15 protein-coding genes are annotated in these 14,576 nt (G+C 58.3%); 9 read left to right on the top strand and 6 right to left on the bottom strand.

The window, feature by feature from the left end:
- Positions 1 to 157: 157 nt before the first annotated feature.
- Together PSH69_RS25940 and PSH69_RS25935 are read left to right on the top strand one after the other, a co-directional pair.
- On the top strand, positions 158 to 586 hold the full coding sequence (locus tag PSH69_RS25940) for a DUF4160 domain-containing protein (protein ID WP_305410216.1): 429 nt from the start codon (positions 158 to 160) through the stop codon (positions 584 to 586).
- Entirely contained in the window at positions 583 to 1,029 is a 447-nt protein-coding gene (locus PSH69_RS25935; RefSeq protein ID WP_305410215.1) for a DUF2442 domain-containing protein, read from the top strand. The genes PSH69_RS25940 and PSH69_RS25935 overlap by 4 nt, the downstream gene beginning before the upstream one ends.
- Before the next feature lie 52 nt (positions 1,030 to 1,081).
- On the opposite strand, the gene trmA is transcribed toward PSH69_RS25935, so the two are convergent.
- Positions 1,082 to 2,161 (bottom strand): tRNA (uridine(54)-C5)-methyltransferase TrmA, encoded by a 1,080-nt coding sequence (gene trmA / locus PSH69_RS25930; RefSeq protein ID WP_305410214.1) that lies wholly within the window; start codon positions 2,159 to 2,161, stop codon positions 1,082 to 1,084.
- The gene (locus PSH69_RS25925) at positions 2,158 to 3,453 is read right to left on the bottom strand and encodes an NCS2 family permease (protein WP_018925809.1); all 1,296 of its coding nucleotides are present in this window, start codon (positions 3,451 to 3,453) and stop codon (positions 2,158 to 2,160) included. The genes trmA and PSH69_RS25925 overlap by 4 nt, the downstream gene beginning before the upstream one ends.
- A 227-nt stretch (positions 3,454 to 3,680) precedes the next feature.
- On the opposite strand from PSH69_RS25925, the gene PSH69_RS25920 reads away from it, so the two are divergent.
- Both PSH69_RS25920 and PSH69_RS25915 read left to right on the top strand, forming a co-directional pair.
- The gene (locus tag PSH69_RS25920; RefSeq protein WP_305412875.1) at positions 3,681 to 4,136 is read left to right on the top strand and encodes a DUF4879 domain-containing protein; all 456 of its coding nucleotides are present in this window, start codon (positions 3,681 to 3,683) and stop codon (positions 4,134 to 4,136) included.
- Between the two features lie 67 nt (positions 4,137 to 4,203).
- Positions 4,204 to 4,755: a DJ-1 family glyoxalase III gene (locus tag PSH69_RS25915; RefSeq protein WP_305410213.1), complete on the top strand. Its 552-nt coding sequence runs from the start codon at positions 4,204 to 4,206 to the stop codon at positions 4,753 to 4,755.
- 9 nt (positions 4,756 to 4,764) lie between these two features.
- Here the strand turns inward: PSH69_RS25915 and PSH69_RS25910 are convergent, their stop codons facing one another.
- Positions 4,765 to 6,003: an MFS transporter gene (locus tag PSH69_RS25910; RefSeq protein WP_305410212.1), complete on the bottom strand. Its 1,239-nt coding sequence runs from the start codon at positions 6,001 to 6,003 to the stop codon at positions 4,765 to 4,767.
- Between the two features lie 403 nt (positions 6,004 to 6,406).
- Here PSH69_RS25910 and PSH69_RS25905 point away from each other — a divergent pair, with 403 nt between their 5' ends.
- From PSH69_RS25905 to PSH69_RS25895, 3 genes are read left to right on the top strand one after another with little or no spacing between them, the layout of a single operon-like run.
- The gene (locus PSH69_RS25905) at positions 6,407 to 7,846 is read left to right on the top strand and encodes a cytochrome ubiquinol oxidase subunit I (protein WP_305410211.1); all 1,440 of its coding nucleotides are present in this window, start codon (positions 6,407 to 6,409) and stop codon (positions 7,844 to 7,846) included.
- A gap of 3 nt (positions 7,847 to 7,849) precedes the next feature.
- Positions 7,850 to 8,857 carry a cytochrome d ubiquinol oxidase subunit II gene (gene cydB / locus PSH69_RS25900; protein ID WP_018925814.1) on the top strand — a complete coding sequence of 336 codons (1,008 nt, stop codon included), beginning with the start codon at positions 7,850 to 7,852 and terminating at the stop codon, positions 8,855 to 8,857.
- Positions 8,858 to 8,914: 57 nt separating this feature from the next.
- A complete protein-coding gene (locus PSH69_RS25895; protein ID WP_081625770.1) occupies positions 8,915 to 9,082 on the top strand; it encodes a DUF2474 domain-containing protein in 168 nt (55 codons plus the stop codon).
- A 70-nt stretch (positions 9,083 to 9,152) separates the two neighbouring features.
- Here PSH69_RS25895 and PSH69_RS25890 read toward each other — a convergent pair whose 3' ends face one another.
- Positions 9,153 to 10,277: a class I SAM-dependent methyltransferase gene (locus PSH69_RS25890; RefSeq protein WP_305410210.1), complete on the bottom strand. Its 1,125-nt coding sequence runs from the start codon at positions 10,275 to 10,277 to the stop codon at positions 9,153 to 9,155.
- Positions 10,278 to 10,461: 184 nt separating this feature from the next.
- Positions 10,462 to 11,169 carry an autoinducer binding domain-containing protein gene (locus tag PSH69_RS25885; protein WP_305410209.1) on the bottom strand — a complete coding sequence of 236 codons (708 nt, stop codon included), beginning with the start codon at positions 11,167 to 11,169 and terminating at the stop codon, positions 10,462 to 10,464.
- A gap of 288 nt (positions 11,170 to 11,457) precedes the next feature.
- On the opposite strand from PSH69_RS25885, the gene PSH69_RS25880 reads away from it, so the two are divergent.
- A complete protein-coding gene (locus PSH69_RS25880) occupies positions 11,458 to 12,234 on the top strand; it encodes a ferredoxin--NADP reductase (protein ID WP_305410208.1) in 777 nt (258 codons plus the stop codon).
- Between the two features lie 44 nt (positions 12,235 to 12,278).
- Here PSH69_RS25880 and mscL read toward each other — a convergent pair whose 3' ends face one another.
- A complete protein-coding gene (mscL, locus tag PSH69_RS25875) occupies positions 12,279 to 12,692 on the bottom strand; it encodes a large-conductance mechanosensitive channel protein MscL (protein ID WP_305410207.1) in 414 nt (137 codons plus the stop codon).
- A 285-nt stretch (positions 12,693 to 12,977) separates the two neighbouring features.
- On the opposite strand from mscL, the gene katB reads away from it, so the two are divergent.
- Positions 12,978 to 14,519 carry a catalase KatB gene (gene katB, locus PSH69_RS25870; protein WP_305410206.1) on the top strand — a complete coding sequence of 514 codons (1,542 nt, stop codon included), beginning with the start codon at positions 12,978 to 12,980 and terminating at the stop codon, positions 14,517 to 14,519.
- The last annotated feature ends 57 nt before the right edge of the window (positions 14,520 to 14,576 follow it).

Raw genomic sequence — 14,576 nt, 5'->3', positions numbered from 1 at the left:
AGGATTGCTTACTCTTTTTTGCCCTGATTGGCAGGGGACGGTCGACCTGAAACGCTAGGCTCAAACGTGGTCAGCTGATCGAACGGTTAGCGCCAGTTATCGGGTTTTTCAAGGAATGGCGAATCTTCGGATTCTATAACCTAACGGATGGGTTGGCATGAATGTATGCCGCTACAAGGGATTGTCACTGGTAGTCATGTTGCGTGACGAGAATTGCCCACCACACGTTCACGTCGATGGAGGCACATGGAGCGCACGCTTTCGGTTCAGCTTCTGGCACAACGGCGTAGAGCTCTGGGATGTCATTCCTCATTCGCATCGACCTCCTCTGACCATGCTGGAGGGGTTACGCCAGGCGCTCAGGCAACCTGCCCATTTGCGGCGAGCCCGTGGCATCTGGTGGAGCAAATTGCAGACGGCCTGCCTCGACAATCAGTTATGGGATTGGCAGGGCAATGAAGTGGTCGTGATGAAGAGGGTTGCCAGCACGACTTACATGATTGGTTCGGCTCGCTATGAGCCTGAAGGAAACAAGACCTTATTGACGCTGATGGGAGCACCGGAGGGCGTGGAGATCGAATTATGAAAACGATAAGTGCAAAAATGCAGGTAGATCACCCTGTGACCGAAGGCGTTTTGGACGAAGCGATCGAGAGTGGCGAGTTACGCCGTCGCAGTGGATTGAATGCAACGACGGTGATCTTTCTCGATCCATGTCTCGCCGTCGGTTTCGAGGATGGCAGCGGTGTGTTGTTGCCAGTGAAAAACTATCCAGAGTTCGATGGTTTTGAGACCGAGGATTTCGCCGGTTTGAAAATCGGTTTCGCCGGAGCCGCGCTTTTTCATGAAGACAAGGATCTGCAGGTCTCCATCGCCGGTTTGATTTCGGCGAGCAAACCGCTGATGGATATGGCGGCCTCGCTGGTCGCCTCGCGCAATGGCCGTCAGAGCAGCACCGCCAAAGCCGAGGCAGCTCGGGCCAACGGCAAGAAGGGCGGTCGCCCACGCAAGGTCGATGCGGCTCTTTGATCGCCCACAAAAAAGCCGTCCCAGGGACGGCTTTTTTGTGTGGCGGCTGCAATCAACGACGGGTCAACAACACTCCGGATTCCATGTGATGGGTCCACGGGAACTGGTCGAACATCGCGCATTGAGTAATGCGGTGAGTGTCGTTCAGTTGGGCGATGTTGGCCGCGAGGGTTTCCGGGTTGCAGGAAATGTAGAGGATGTTGTCGAAGCGCCGGGTCAGTTCGCAAGTATCCGGGTCCATGCCGGCGCGGGGCGGATCGACGAACACGCTACCGAACTCGTAGCTCTTGAGGTCGATGCCGTGCAGGCGACGGAACGGGCGAACTTCGTTCAGGGCTTCGGTCAATTCTTCGGCAGACAAACGCACCAGCGTGACGTTATCCACCGCGTTTTCGCTCAGGTTGCTGAGTGCCGCGTTGACCGAGGTCTTGCTGATTTCGGTGGCCAGCACTTTGCGCACGCGCGTAGCGAGCGGCAAAGTGAAGTTGCCGTTGCCGCAATACAGCTCCAGCAGATCATCCGGGCGATCGCCAAGGGCGTCATACGCCCAGTTGAGCATCTTCTGGTTCACCGTGCCGTTGGGTTGGGTGAACGCGCCTTCCGGCTGGCGATAGCTGAAGGTGCGGCCGCCGACTTCAAGTTGTTCGACCACGTAATCGTGACCGATCACTTCGCGTTTGCCCTTCGAGCGACCGATGATGCTGACGTTCAGGTCGGCTGCCAGCTTCGATGCCGCCGCGTGCCAGTGCTCGTCCAGCGGGCGGTGGTAGCACAGGGTGATCATCGCATCGCCGGCCAGTGTGGTCAGGAACTCCACTTGGAACAGCTTGTGGCTCAGGGCTGCACTCGCTTGCCACGCCGCCTTGAGCTGCGGCATCAACTGGTTGATGCGCAGGCTTGCGATCGGGAACTCTTCGATCAGGATCGGCGTGCGTTTGTCTTCCTGGGAAAACATTGCGTAGTGGCGCTCGCCGGCTTCGCGCCACAGGCGGAATTCGGCACGCAGGCGGAAGTTTTTCAGCGGCGAATCGAACACCGCAGGCTCGGGCGCACCGAACGGGGCCAGCAGGTCACGCAGGCGCGTGACCTTTTCTTCGAGCTGAACGGCGTAGGCCTGGGAATCAAAAGTCATGCGTTGAACCAACCTAACTTGATCACGAACAGAATCGACAGAACCACCAACGCCGAGTTCAGCTCACGGCCACGGCCGGACAGCAACTTGATGGCGGTCCAGGAAATGAATCCGAACGCGATACCGTTGGCGATGGAGTAAGTGAATGGCATAGCCAGCGCAGTGACTACCACTGGCGCGGCAACGGTGATGTCGTCCCAGTCTATTTCCGCCAGCCCCGAGGTCATCAGTACGGCGACGAACAGCAACGCAGGTGCGGTGGCGAAGGCCGGTACGCTGGCGGCCAGTGGTGCGAAGAACAGCGCCAGCAGGAACAGAATCGCCACCACGACGGCGGTCAGGCCGGTGCGGCCACCGGCACTCACGCCGGCTGCGGATTCGATGTAGCTGGTGGTGGTCGAGGTGCCCAGCAACGAACCGGCCATGGCCGCGGTGCTGTCGGCGATCAGGGCACGGCCCATTTTCGGCATGTGGCCGTCCTTGCCCATCAGGCCGGCGCGCTTGGCGACGCCGATCAGGGTGCCGGAGTTGTCGAACAGGTCGACGAACAGGAACGCGAAGATCACGCTGACCAGACCGATGTCCAGTGCGCCTTTGATGTCCAGTTGCAGGAAGGTCGGCGCCAGGGACGGTGGCATCGACATCACGCCGCCGAACGGGCTGAAGCCCAGCAGGATGGAAACGATGGTCACCGACAGAATGCCGATCAGCACCGCACCGCGCACTTTCAGGGCCTCCAGGGCAACAATCAGGGCAAAGCCCAGGGTTGCGAGGATCGGTGCCGGTTGCTTCAGGTCGCCGAGGCCAACCATGGTCGCCGGATTGCTGACGACGATGCCGGCGTTGTGCAGGGCGATCAGTGCCAGGAACAGGCCGATACCGGCGGCAATCGCCGAGCGTAGCGCCAACGGGATGCTGTTGATGATCCATTCGCGGATGCGGAAGATCGACAGCAGGAAAAACATCACCGCCGAGAGGAACACCGCGCCCAGCGCCACTTGCCAGGTGTGGCCCATGTGCAGGACCACGGTGTAGGTGAAGAAGGCGTTCAGGCCCATGCCCGGTGCCAGGGCGATCGGGTAGTTGGCGATCAGGCCCATGGTCGTCGAGCCGATGGCGGCTGCCAGACAGGTGGCGACAAACACCGCGCCCTTGTCCATGCCGGTCTCGCCGAGGATGCTCGGGTTGACGAACAGAATGTAGGCCATGGCCAAAAAGGTCGTGACGCCCGCCAGAATCTCGGTTCGCACATTGGTGTTGTGTGCCTTGAGTTGAAACAGCCTTTCCAGCATGTCTGCTCCCCGTGGCGCGCCCGGCGCCGTGAATGTATCGACCTCAACAGCAAAGCACAGACCGCCATGGACGCCTGGGAATTTTCTGTGGGTCGGAAAAAGCCGCGCATCATACCAGCAGCGTAGGGTTATGGCTGCTTATGGCTGTGATCGTCGTCGATGTTTTGCCAAAAAGGGAACTGCGCCATACTGCGCGCTGTTTTTTTTGGGGTAGGGAAGGGCGGAATATGAAGTACATGAGCACACGCGTGGTTGCCCCATTCGCAATGTTGATCGCGTTGTTCCTGAGCGCCCAAACCGCCTCGGCAGCGACGGCTCCACCACTGAGTCAGGTCAAGGTGCTCAAGGTCGAGTCGCCCAGCTGTGGCTTTGAAGATATTGCGGATAAGCAGGAGCAGACCCGTTGCGATCACAAGGGGCCGAACATCAAGGTTTATGTGCTGGAAGTCGGCTACGGTCGCGAAGCCCATGTTGCCCTGGACGGTTTCGAGGTGGATGGCACCCGGACCCCAGTCTGTGCTTTTGATACCGGTAACCTGACCGAGTGCTCAGTCGGGAAAAAAACTGTCGGCTATCTGTACATCTTCGACCTGGCAGGCAAGCAGGACGGCATCTTCACGTTCAGCAACACCTCGATCAACGCGCCGGGCAACACGATGTCGACGCAGCTTTACATCAAGTAACGGCCAGGCTCGAACAAGGGTCAGGAAAGCTGACTACGCTTTAAAGATCATTCCCTGGACCGCGCCCATGACCTTTAGAGCCCTGATTACCCTCGCCGAGGGCATCGACGATCTGCAAACCGTGACCCTGATCGATGTGCTGCGCCGCGCCAAGGTTGAAGTGGTGGTGGCCAGCATCGAGTCGCGGCGCATGCTCACCTGCGCCCGCGGCACTCGCTTGACCGCCGATGCGATGTTGGTGGATTTGCTGGCCCAGCCCTTCGACCTGATCGTTCTGCCCGGCGGTGCCGTGGGAGTGCAGCATCTGGTGGCCCACCAACCCCTGCAACAATTGATCAAGGACCAGGTCGCCGCCGGGCGCTTGTTCGCCGGCATTGCCGAAGCGCCGGCGCTGGCGCTGCAGACTTTTGGCGTGCTGCGTCAGCGGCGCATGACGTGCCTGCCTTCCGTCAGCCATCAATTGTCGGGCTGCAACTTCGTCGATCAACCGGTGGTGGTCGATGGCAACTGCATCACCGCCCAGGGTTCGGGCGCCGCGCTGGAGTTTGCGCTGACGCTGGTGGAGCAACTCTGCGGCAAAGCCACGCGGTCGGCGGTGGCGGGGGAATTGCTGGTGTAGAAGACGGCTTCAGGCCCTGACCTCTTCCACCGGCACATGCATGCGGTCGCGGTTGGCCAGGGTCGGGAACAGTTTGACCCAGGCCCCGGTGACCATCAGTGTGCCGATGCCGCCCATCACCACGGCCGGTACGGTGCCGAACCAGTGGGCCGTCAAGCCAGACTCGAATTCGCCGAGCTGATTCGAAGCACCGATGAACAAGCCATTCACGGCACTGACCCGGCCGCGCATCTCGTCCGGGGTTTCCAGCTGCACGAACGAGGCGCGGATCACCATGCTGATCATGTCTGCCGCGCCTAAAACCACCAACACAGCGAGAGAGAACCAGAACGAAGTCGACAGGCCGAAAGCGATGGTTGCCACGCCGAATACACCCACGGCGGTAAACATCACCCGTCCGACGTTGCGTTCCACGGCAAATCGCGCCAGAAACAGCGACATCAGCAATGCACCCACCGCCGGGGCCGAACGCAGCAGGCCCAGACCCCAAGGGCCGGTCAACAGAATATCTTTGGCGAACACCGGCAGCAGCGCAGTCGCGCCACCCAGCAGGACGGCAAACAGATCCAGGGAAATCGCCCCGAGAATATCCGGACGGCTGCGAATGAAGCGGATGCCTGCCAGCAGCGAATCGAGGGTTGCCTTGCCCTTGTTCAACGGTGTCTGCCGAGCCGGTAGGTTAAGCATCAGCGCACAGGCGATGAGGTAGAGGATCACCGTCGGGCCATACACCCAGACGCTGCCGAAGGCGTAAAGCAAACCGCCCAGCGCCGGGGCAACGATGGTGGCCGATTGCTGCGCAGATTGCGCGGCAGCAACCGCGCGCGGGAATAAAGCACTGGGCACGATGCTCGGCAGCAAGGCCTGGGTGGTTGGCATCTCGAAGGAGCGGGCGGCGCCGAGCATGAATGCGAGGATGAAGATCATCTCCCGGGTGACATGGTCAGTCGCGCTGCCGATGGCCAGCGACAGGGCGATCAGCGCTTGCACGGACTGACAGATCGCCGCAACCTTGCGCCGGTCATAGCGATCCGCCACATGCCCGGTGTGCAGCATGAACAACACCCGCGGGGCAAATTCCACCAGACCTACCAGACCCAGATCGAGCACATTACCGGTCAGTTGATACAGATTCCAGCCGATGGCCACGGTCAGCATTTGAAAACCGCTGGCGGTAAATACCCGAGCCAGCCAGAACGCGATAAAAGGGCGGTGATGACGTAACAGCAGGGGCGCTTGGCTGGGCATCTGAAGGCAAGTCTGGGTGAGGGGAAGGGCGAGATTATCACCAACCTGTAACCAGAGGTTGCGAGCGCGGAAAATTTAGTTAGCTAGACACCGATCCCACAGAACATACAAATACCCTGTGGCGAGGGAATGCATTGCAACGCATGACCAAACCCGTGAGGCAACCTGTCACGCGGCAATAGACCACACCGTCCATCGGCAAAAATGCGACTACTCTTTCAACGTTGCTTGATCCAGATCAAGACCCTTCGTGGAAATGATCCGGAGGCCAGATGGCCAGATTCCCTACGTTGTGATGATGGTAGAAAAAGAACGAATTCAAGTTCGCCACACTCCATATCCGTGGGGGCAGTGGGTGTAGGCCGCAAGCCTTCAGCCGGTATTACCTGACAGAGGAAGACTTATGTTCGGTTTGGAGGCACTTGATCTCGCCCGGATTCAGTTCGCGTTCACCATTTCGTTCCACATCCTGTTCCCGGCCATCACCATTGGCCTGGCGAGTTACCTGGCGGTACTCGAAGGCCTGTGGTTGAAGACACACAACGACACCTACCGCGATCTGTACCATTTCTGGTCGAAGATCTTTGCCGTCAACTTCGGCATGGGCGTGGTGTCCGGTCTGGTCATGGCCTATCAGTTCGGCACCAACTGGAGCCGCTTCTCGGATTTCGCCGGTTCCGTGACCGGGCCGTTGCTGACCTACGAGGTACTCACCGCGTTCTTCCTGGAAGCCGGTTTCCTTGGCGTCATGCTGTTCGGCTGGAACAGGGTCGGGCGCAAGCTGCACTTCTTTGCCACGGTCATGGTCGCCATCGGTACCCTGATCTCGACCTTCTGGATTCTCGCCTCCAACAGCTGGATGCAGACCCCGCAGGGTTACGAAATCGTCAACGGCCAAGTCATTCCAGTGGACTGGCTGGCGATTATCTTCAACCCGTCGTTCCCTTACCGCCTGATGCACATGGCTACGGCGGCGTTCGTCGCTACCGCTTTCTTCGTCGGTTCGTCAGCGGCCTGGCATTTGCTGCGCGGCAAGGACAACCCGGCCATCCGCACCATGCTCTCGATGGCCATGTGGATGGCGCTGATCGTGGCGCCGATTCAAGCCGTCATCGGTGACTTCCACGGCCTCAATACCCTCGAGCACCAGCCGGCGAAAATCGCTGCGATTGAAGGTCACTGGGAAAATGTCGGCGATGAACCGACCCCATTGATCCTGTTCGGCTGGCCGGACATGAAAGCCGAAAAGACCAAATTCGCGGTCGAGATTCCGTATCTGGGCAGCTTGATCCTGACCCACTCCCTGGACAAACAAGTGCCGGCGCTCAAGGAGTTCCCGCCTGAAGACCGGCCGAATTCGACCATCGTGTTCTGGTCGTTCCGGGTCATGGTCGGCCTGGGTTTCCTGATGATCTTCACCGGTTTGTGGAGCCTGTGGCTGCGCAAGCGCGACACGCTGTATACCTCGCGTCCGTTCCTGTACCTGGCGCTGTGGATGGGCCCATCCGGCCTGATCGCGATTCTCGCTGGCTGGTTCACCACTGAAATCGGCCGTCAGCCGTGGGTGGTCTACGGCTTGATGCGCACGGCGGATGCGTCCTCCGGGCATAGCTTCGTGCAGATGAGCATCACCTTGATCATGTTCGTCGTGGTGTATTTCGCGCTGTTCGGTGCCGGTCTTGGCTACATGATGCGCCTGGTGCGCAAAGGGCCGAAGATCGACGAAGGCAAGGAAACCAACGAAGGTGGTCCTGGCCAGAAACGCACGCCGGCCCGTCCGCTGTCCGCCGCCGACGACAACGGTGACGGCGATCACAACCACAGCCTGACCAAGGAGATTTGAATCATGGGTATTGATCTTCCGCTGATCTGGGCCGTGATCATCATCTTCGGCATCATGATGTACGTGGTCATGGACGGTTTCGACCTGGGGATCGGGATTCTTTTTCCGTTCATCAAGGGCAAGACCGACCGTGACGTGATGATGAACACCGTCGCCCCGGTCTGGGACGGCAACGAAACCTGGTTGGTATTGGGCGGCGCGGCATTGTTCGGCGCCTTCCCCCTGGCCTATTCGGTGGTGCTCTCGGCGTTGTACCTGCCGCTGATTTTCATGCTGATCGGGCTGATTTTCCGTGGCGTGGCCTTTGAGTTTCGCTTCAAGGCCAAGGACGCCAAGCGCCACTTGTGGGACAAGGCATTCATCGGTGGCTCGATCGCCGCCACCTTCTTCCAGGGCGTGGCATTGGGTGCGTTCATCGATGGGCTACCGGTGGTCAATCGTCAGTTTGCCGGTGGTTCACTCGACTGGCTGACACCGTTCACGATGTTCTGTGGCGCGGCGCTGGTAGTGGCTTATGCGCTGCTCGGTTGCACCTGGTTGATCATGAAGACCGAAGGCAAGCTGCAGGAGCAGATGCATGACCTGGCGCGACCATTGGCCTTCGTGTTGCTGGCGGTGATTGGCATCGTCAGCGTCTGGACACCGTTGGCCCACGCCGAGATCGCCGCACGCTGGTTCACCCTGCCGAATCTGTTCTGGTTCCTGCCAGTGCCGATTTTGGTGCTGGTGACTCTGTACGGTCTGATTCGCGCGGTGGCCCGCAATGCGCACTACACGCCATTCCTGCTGACCCTGGTGCTGATCTTCTTAGGCTACAGCGGTTTGGGAATCAGTCTGTGGCCGAACATCGTGCCGCCGTCGATCTCGATCTGGGACGCTGCCGCACCGCCGCAGAGCCAAGGCTTCATGCTGGTGGGCACGCTGTTCATCATCCCGTTCATCCTGGGTTACACCTTCTGGAGCTACTACGTGTTCCGCGGCAAGGTCACCCACGAAGACGGTTACCACTAGCCCATACGAATACGGCGCAAGGTTGATACCTGCGCCGTTGCAGAGGAGAACGCGATGATGGCTGGCAAACCTGATTTGCAGGAAATCGAAGCCGCCGAGAAAAAGCCGCTCTGGCAGCGACTCGGCTGGCTGGCGTTGATCTGGGCCGGCAGCGTTGGGGCACTGTTCATCGTGGCCACGCTGATGCGCATGTTCATGAATGCCGCAGGCCTGAGCACCCACTGAAATTCCCATCCCGTTGCCTTGCGGCACGGATTTTTAACCCTCCTGCGACGGAGGGTTTTTTTGCCTGCTTTTATTTGCGTGCCTTGAGAATCACGAACTTGGGAGTAGCGGCCACTTGTTCGACGCCGCGGAACAGCCGCGCAAGCTTGCTGTGATAGCCCAGATGACGGTTGCCGACGATGTACAGCGCGCCGCCCACCACCAGCGCTTCGCGCGCCTGCTGGAACATCCGCCAGGCCAGGAAATCGCCGACCACTTGCTGTTGGTGGAATGGCGGATTGCACAGCACCACGTCGAGGGATTGGGGTTCCTGCCCCGCCAACCCATCGCCGGCACGTACGATCACGTCACGATCACCCAGCGCCGCGCGCCAGTTTTCAGCGGCCGATTGCACGGCCATGAATGACTCGTCCACCAATGTGTAATGGGCCTCGGGGTTTTGCAGGGCGCTGGCGATCGCCAGCACGCCGTTGCCACACCCCAGATCGGCGACCCGCGCCGTGCCGAGGTTGTTCGGCAAGTGCGGCAGAAAGGCTCGCGTGCCGATATCCAGCCCTTCGCGACAGAACACGTTGGCGTGATTGAGCAGTTCGATTGCAGGCGTGTCGAGTCGATAGCGGGTCGGGTATGGAGAGACAGCGGGGGCTTTGGTTTCGGGCGTGGCGATCAGCAGCCGAGCCTTCTTCACGGCCAGCGAGGCTTGCACCGGGCCGATGTAGCGCTCGAGCAGATCGCCCGCGGCGCGTGGCAGATGTTTCACCATCGCGCCAGCGATCACCTGGGCGTCGGGAGCCAGTTGACCCTGTAGCCGGATCAGTTGTTCTTCCAGCAAGGCCAGGGTTTTCGGTACCCGGATCAATACCCGGTCGAACGGCCCGACGACGGCTTCGCTGGCAGGAACCCTCGGCACTGCATCAAACGCCTGGCCGTTGCGTATCAGGTTTTTTTCCAACCCCTGAAAGGCCAGAAACGAATCGCCGCTGCTGGTCACCCGGACCTTGCCCATCAGGCTGGCGGCCAGCGCGCCGAAGCTGTCGTTGAGCACCAGCACGCGGGTATCCGCAGCCGGTTGTTGTCCGGCCAGATGGTTGAGCAGGTATTCGTCCGCGGCATCAAATGCTTGCAGCGGTTCGTTCTGCTGTTCTGGCTGGCGGATCAGGTCGAGTTGGGCGAAGGGAGTTTCGAGCAGAGGCATGAGGCGGAGGGCTCTGGGTAGTCAGCGGAGATAATCAACGAGTGGCCGCCGGACGTTGTAGCGGGCGGAGCCATCCGAGCGGACTGCGTCGTGGACGCTTCACACGACATCACTCGGGATGGAGCGCAGATGGTACGTTTTTTTGGTCTGGATTACTTGCAGGGATTACCTGATTCGAACGGTTTCAGATGATGCCCTCTCTCGCTGCCCTGATCACGGCGGCAATTTTGTTGTTGACGCCGAGTTTGCTGATGGCACCCCGGATATGGAACTGTACCGTGCTTGTACTCAGTCTGAGGATGATCGCGATCTCGTCGGCTGTTTTGCCATCGGCTGAATATTTCAGCACCTCGATTTCTCGGCATGACAGATGCGTGTTCGGTTTCAGCGCACATGCAGGCAGATCTTTTACGACAAGCCCGTGCAGGTGACGGCTGATGAACATGGCGTAACCCAGATTTTTATACAGATCTTCTGTAGTAATCGGGCAGTGGCTTCTGGCCAGGCTCAGCATGCTGCAAAGCCCGTTCCGATCATGAACGGATTGAGACCAGCCATACTGTAAACCCAGATTTTTTTGTGCTTCCCACAGCGTCGGTGCCTTTGAGTAGACCTCTTTCCTCCAAAGAATTGGCAATTCAGATTGATTGCAATGGGCTAGTATCGGGTCGACTTCATTGAAATGCTCTTGTTCATATTTCATGTTCCATTCGGCGGGGTAGTTATTCAGATTGATTGGGCGACTGTGTACTCCTCTCGCTTGGGAAGTTATTGAAAATGCACAGAAATTAAAGCCCAGGTTTTTAACGAAATTGAGAGATAACTCGTAGGCCGTGTCGATTTTCCGAGCATAAGAAAGTTGCGTTAACTGTGACTCCTTCCACACTTTCATGGGATGACTCCGTGGGGGCTTTCATGAGGGTGCTGATTGGATCCAAAATCCGGCACGTCCCAGAGTGTAGGAGAGTTATTACAAACATGCTGAACTTTTTTGCTCTTGAAAAAACCGTATCTGCATAACTGGTTCTTAGCGTTGTTTTAGGGTTATACAAAATCAACACTCCGGTATTAGTTCTTTATTGCGCTGCCCAAGTCTCTGCACGAATAACACTACAAACCATCGGTGTTTAGGTCGTCTGCTTTGGGGGACACTGGTGTCATCTGTTGATCGGAGCGGCCCATGACTGCCAGTGTTGAAAAATTCACTCGTCAGACCTTGCTTGAGGTCCAGCCGTTGACTCCGAACCTGTTCACCCTGCGTACCACCAGGGATGCGGGCTTTCGTTTCCGAGCGGGGCAGTTCGCCCGGCTGGGTGTCACCAAGGCCGACGGCAGCACGGTATGGCGGGCTTACTCCATGGTCTCGTCGCCCTATGACGAGTTCCTTGAATTCTTCTCCATTGTTGTGCCTGGAGGGGAGTTCACCAGTGAGCTGAGTCGGCTCGAAGCTGGCGATACGCTGCTGGTCGACCGTCAGGCCTTCGGTTACCTGACGCTGGATCGCTTCGTCGATGGTCGTGATCTTTGGTTGTTATCCACAGGCACGGGAGTGGCGCCGTTTCTGTCGATCCTGCAGGATTTCGACGTGTGGGAAAAATTCGAACGAGTCATCCTGGTCTACAGCGTGCGCGAAGCACGGGAGCTTGCGTACCAGGAACTGATTGCGGGGCTGGTGCAGCGTGACTATCTCAGCGAGTACGCGCACAAACTGCAATTCATTCCCACCGTCACCCGCGAACAGCATCCGGGTGCCTTGAACGGGCGGATCACCAGCCTCATTGAGAATGGCGAACTGGAACAGACGGCCGGTGTAGCGCTGACAGCCGAGCATTCACGGGTGATGCTCTGCGGTAACCCACAGATGATCGATGAGACGCGCAAGCTACTGAAACAACGGGACATGCACTTGAGCCTCAGTCGCCGACCTGGCCAAGTGGCGGTGGAAACCTACTGGTAAACAAACGGCGCCCCGAAGGCGCCGTTTCTTTGGGCAATCAGCGATCAGGGCCGATTGTTCTGAGCCTTGAGCAGATCGCGGATCTCGCTCAGCAGCTCTTCTTCCCTGGTCGGAACCGGCGGCAGGGTTGGCGCAACGGCCTCTTCGCGCTTCAGGCGGTTAATGGCCTTGACGCCCATGAAGATCGCGAAGGCGACAATGATGAAGTCGATCATGCTCTGGATGAACTTGCCGTAGGCCAGCATCACCGCCGGGACATCACCGTTGGCAGCCTTGAGCGTAATGGCCAGGTCACTGAAGTCCACCCCACCGATCAGCAGTCCGATGGGTGGCATCACCACGTCGCCGACAAATGACGTAACGATTTTGCCGAAGGCGGCGCCGATGATAATACCCACCGCCATGTCGACCACATTACCTTTGACCGCGAAGGCCTTGAACTCACTTATCACGCCCATAGGTTATTTCCTTGTTACAGATGAGGTTGGTGAGCGCAGTGTAAATCAGCAAAGCATCCCTTGCTTGAAACGCCTTCTTACAATGCTCGTGTCTATCGACACATCTTCCGGCAATTAGTTTACAAAATGCCACTCTTCGCGCGCGTCTACCCGCTCTAGACCGGGCTTTCCAGAACCTTTTCGCTATCGGCCCGGTACGGGATTTCTATTTATGTTTTGGCCTTTGGGTCACTAGCCTCTGTGGTGCGCACCAGGATGCGCTTAATAAAACCAGAGGAAACTTCCATGACAACTCCCCTTGGCCTCGGGGCTTTTCCCCTCCGTCGTACCTTCGGCGTTCTGACCGTCAGCCTGCTGTCCTTCTCCATCAACGCTGCGACCTTGACTCGTGATAACGGTGCCGCTGTCGGCGATAACCAGAATTCGCAAACCGCCGGCGCGACCGGGCCGGTGCTGTTGCAAGACGTACAGTTGATTCAGAAGCTCCAGCGTTTCGACCGTGAACGCATTCCTGAGCGTGTGGTGCATGCCCGTGGCACCGGCGCCCATGGCACGTTCACCGTGACTGACGACCTCAGTGACTTGACCAAGGCCAAGGTATTCGCTGGCGGCCAGAGCACGCCGGTATTTGTGCGTTTCTCCGCAGTGGTCCATGGCAACCACTCCCCGGAAACCCTGCGTGACCCGCGGGGGTTCGCCACCAAGTTCTACACCGCGGACGGTAACTGGGACTTGGTCGGCAACAATTTCCCGACCTTCTTCATCCGGGACGCCATCAAGTTTCCGGACATGGTCCATGCCTTCAAGCCGGACCCGCGCACCAATCTTGACGATGACTCCCGTCGTTTCGATTTCTTCTCTCATGTTCCGGAAGCCACTCGCACCTTGACCGAGTTGTATTCCAACTCCGGCACCCCGGCCAGTTATCGGGAGATGGACGGCAACAGTGTACATGCCTACAAGTTGGTTAACGCCCAGGGTGAAGTTCACTATGTAAAGTTTCACTGGAAAAGTTTGCAGGGAATAAAAAATCTCACGCCTAAAGAAGTCGCCAATGTTCAAGGTCAAGATTACAGCCATATGACCAACGACTTGGTTGCTCATATCAACAAGGGGGACTTTCCGAAGTGGGACTTGTACGTCCAGGTTCTAAGTCCTCAAGACTTGTCCAAGTTTGATTTCGATCCATTGGATGCCACCAAGATCTGGCCTGGTGTTCCTGAGCGAAAAGTTGGACAAATGGTATTGAACCGTAATCCGGCGAATGTATTCCAGGAAACCGAACAAGTGGCGATGGCACCGGCCAACTTGGTTCCGGGTATCGAGCCTTCGGAAGATCGCTTATTGCAGGGGCGAGTGTTCTCGTATGCCGATACCCAACTGTATCGCCTGGGGGCCAATGCTCTGCAGTTGCCGATCAACGCACCGAAAATCGCCGTGAACAACGGTAATCAGGATGGTGCGATGAACATCGGTGCCAGCAGCACGGGGGTGAATTACCAGCCGAGCCGTCTGCTGTCCCGTGAGGAGCCGCAAACCGCGCGTTACAGCCAGTCGACCCTGTCGGGCAGCACGCAGCAGGCGAAGATTCAACGTGAGCAGAACTTCAAGCAGGCCGGTGATCTGTATCGCTCGTTCAACCAGAAGGAACGTCAGGACCTGATCGACAGCTTCGGCGGCTCATTGGCCACCACCGATGACGAGAGCAAGCACATCATCCTGTCCTTCCTGTACAAGGCCGACCCGGAATACGGGACAGGCGTAACCAAAGTGGCCAAGGGTGATCTGGCCCGGGTCAAGGCGTTGGCGGCCAAACTGGTCGACTGATCTATCTGCCTGAAGCGGGGCCTCGCAAGAGGTCCCGTCTGACCAAGGAGTCCCGCC

This window comes from Pseudomonas sp. FP1740, from assembly GCF_030687165.1.
Classification (GTDB): domain Bacteria; phylum Pseudomonadota; class Gammaproteobacteria; order Pseudomonadales; family Pseudomonadaceae; genus Aquipseudomonas.
Note: the sequence above shows the minus strand (reverse complement) of the source record. Positions and strands in the feature narration are given on the sequence as shown.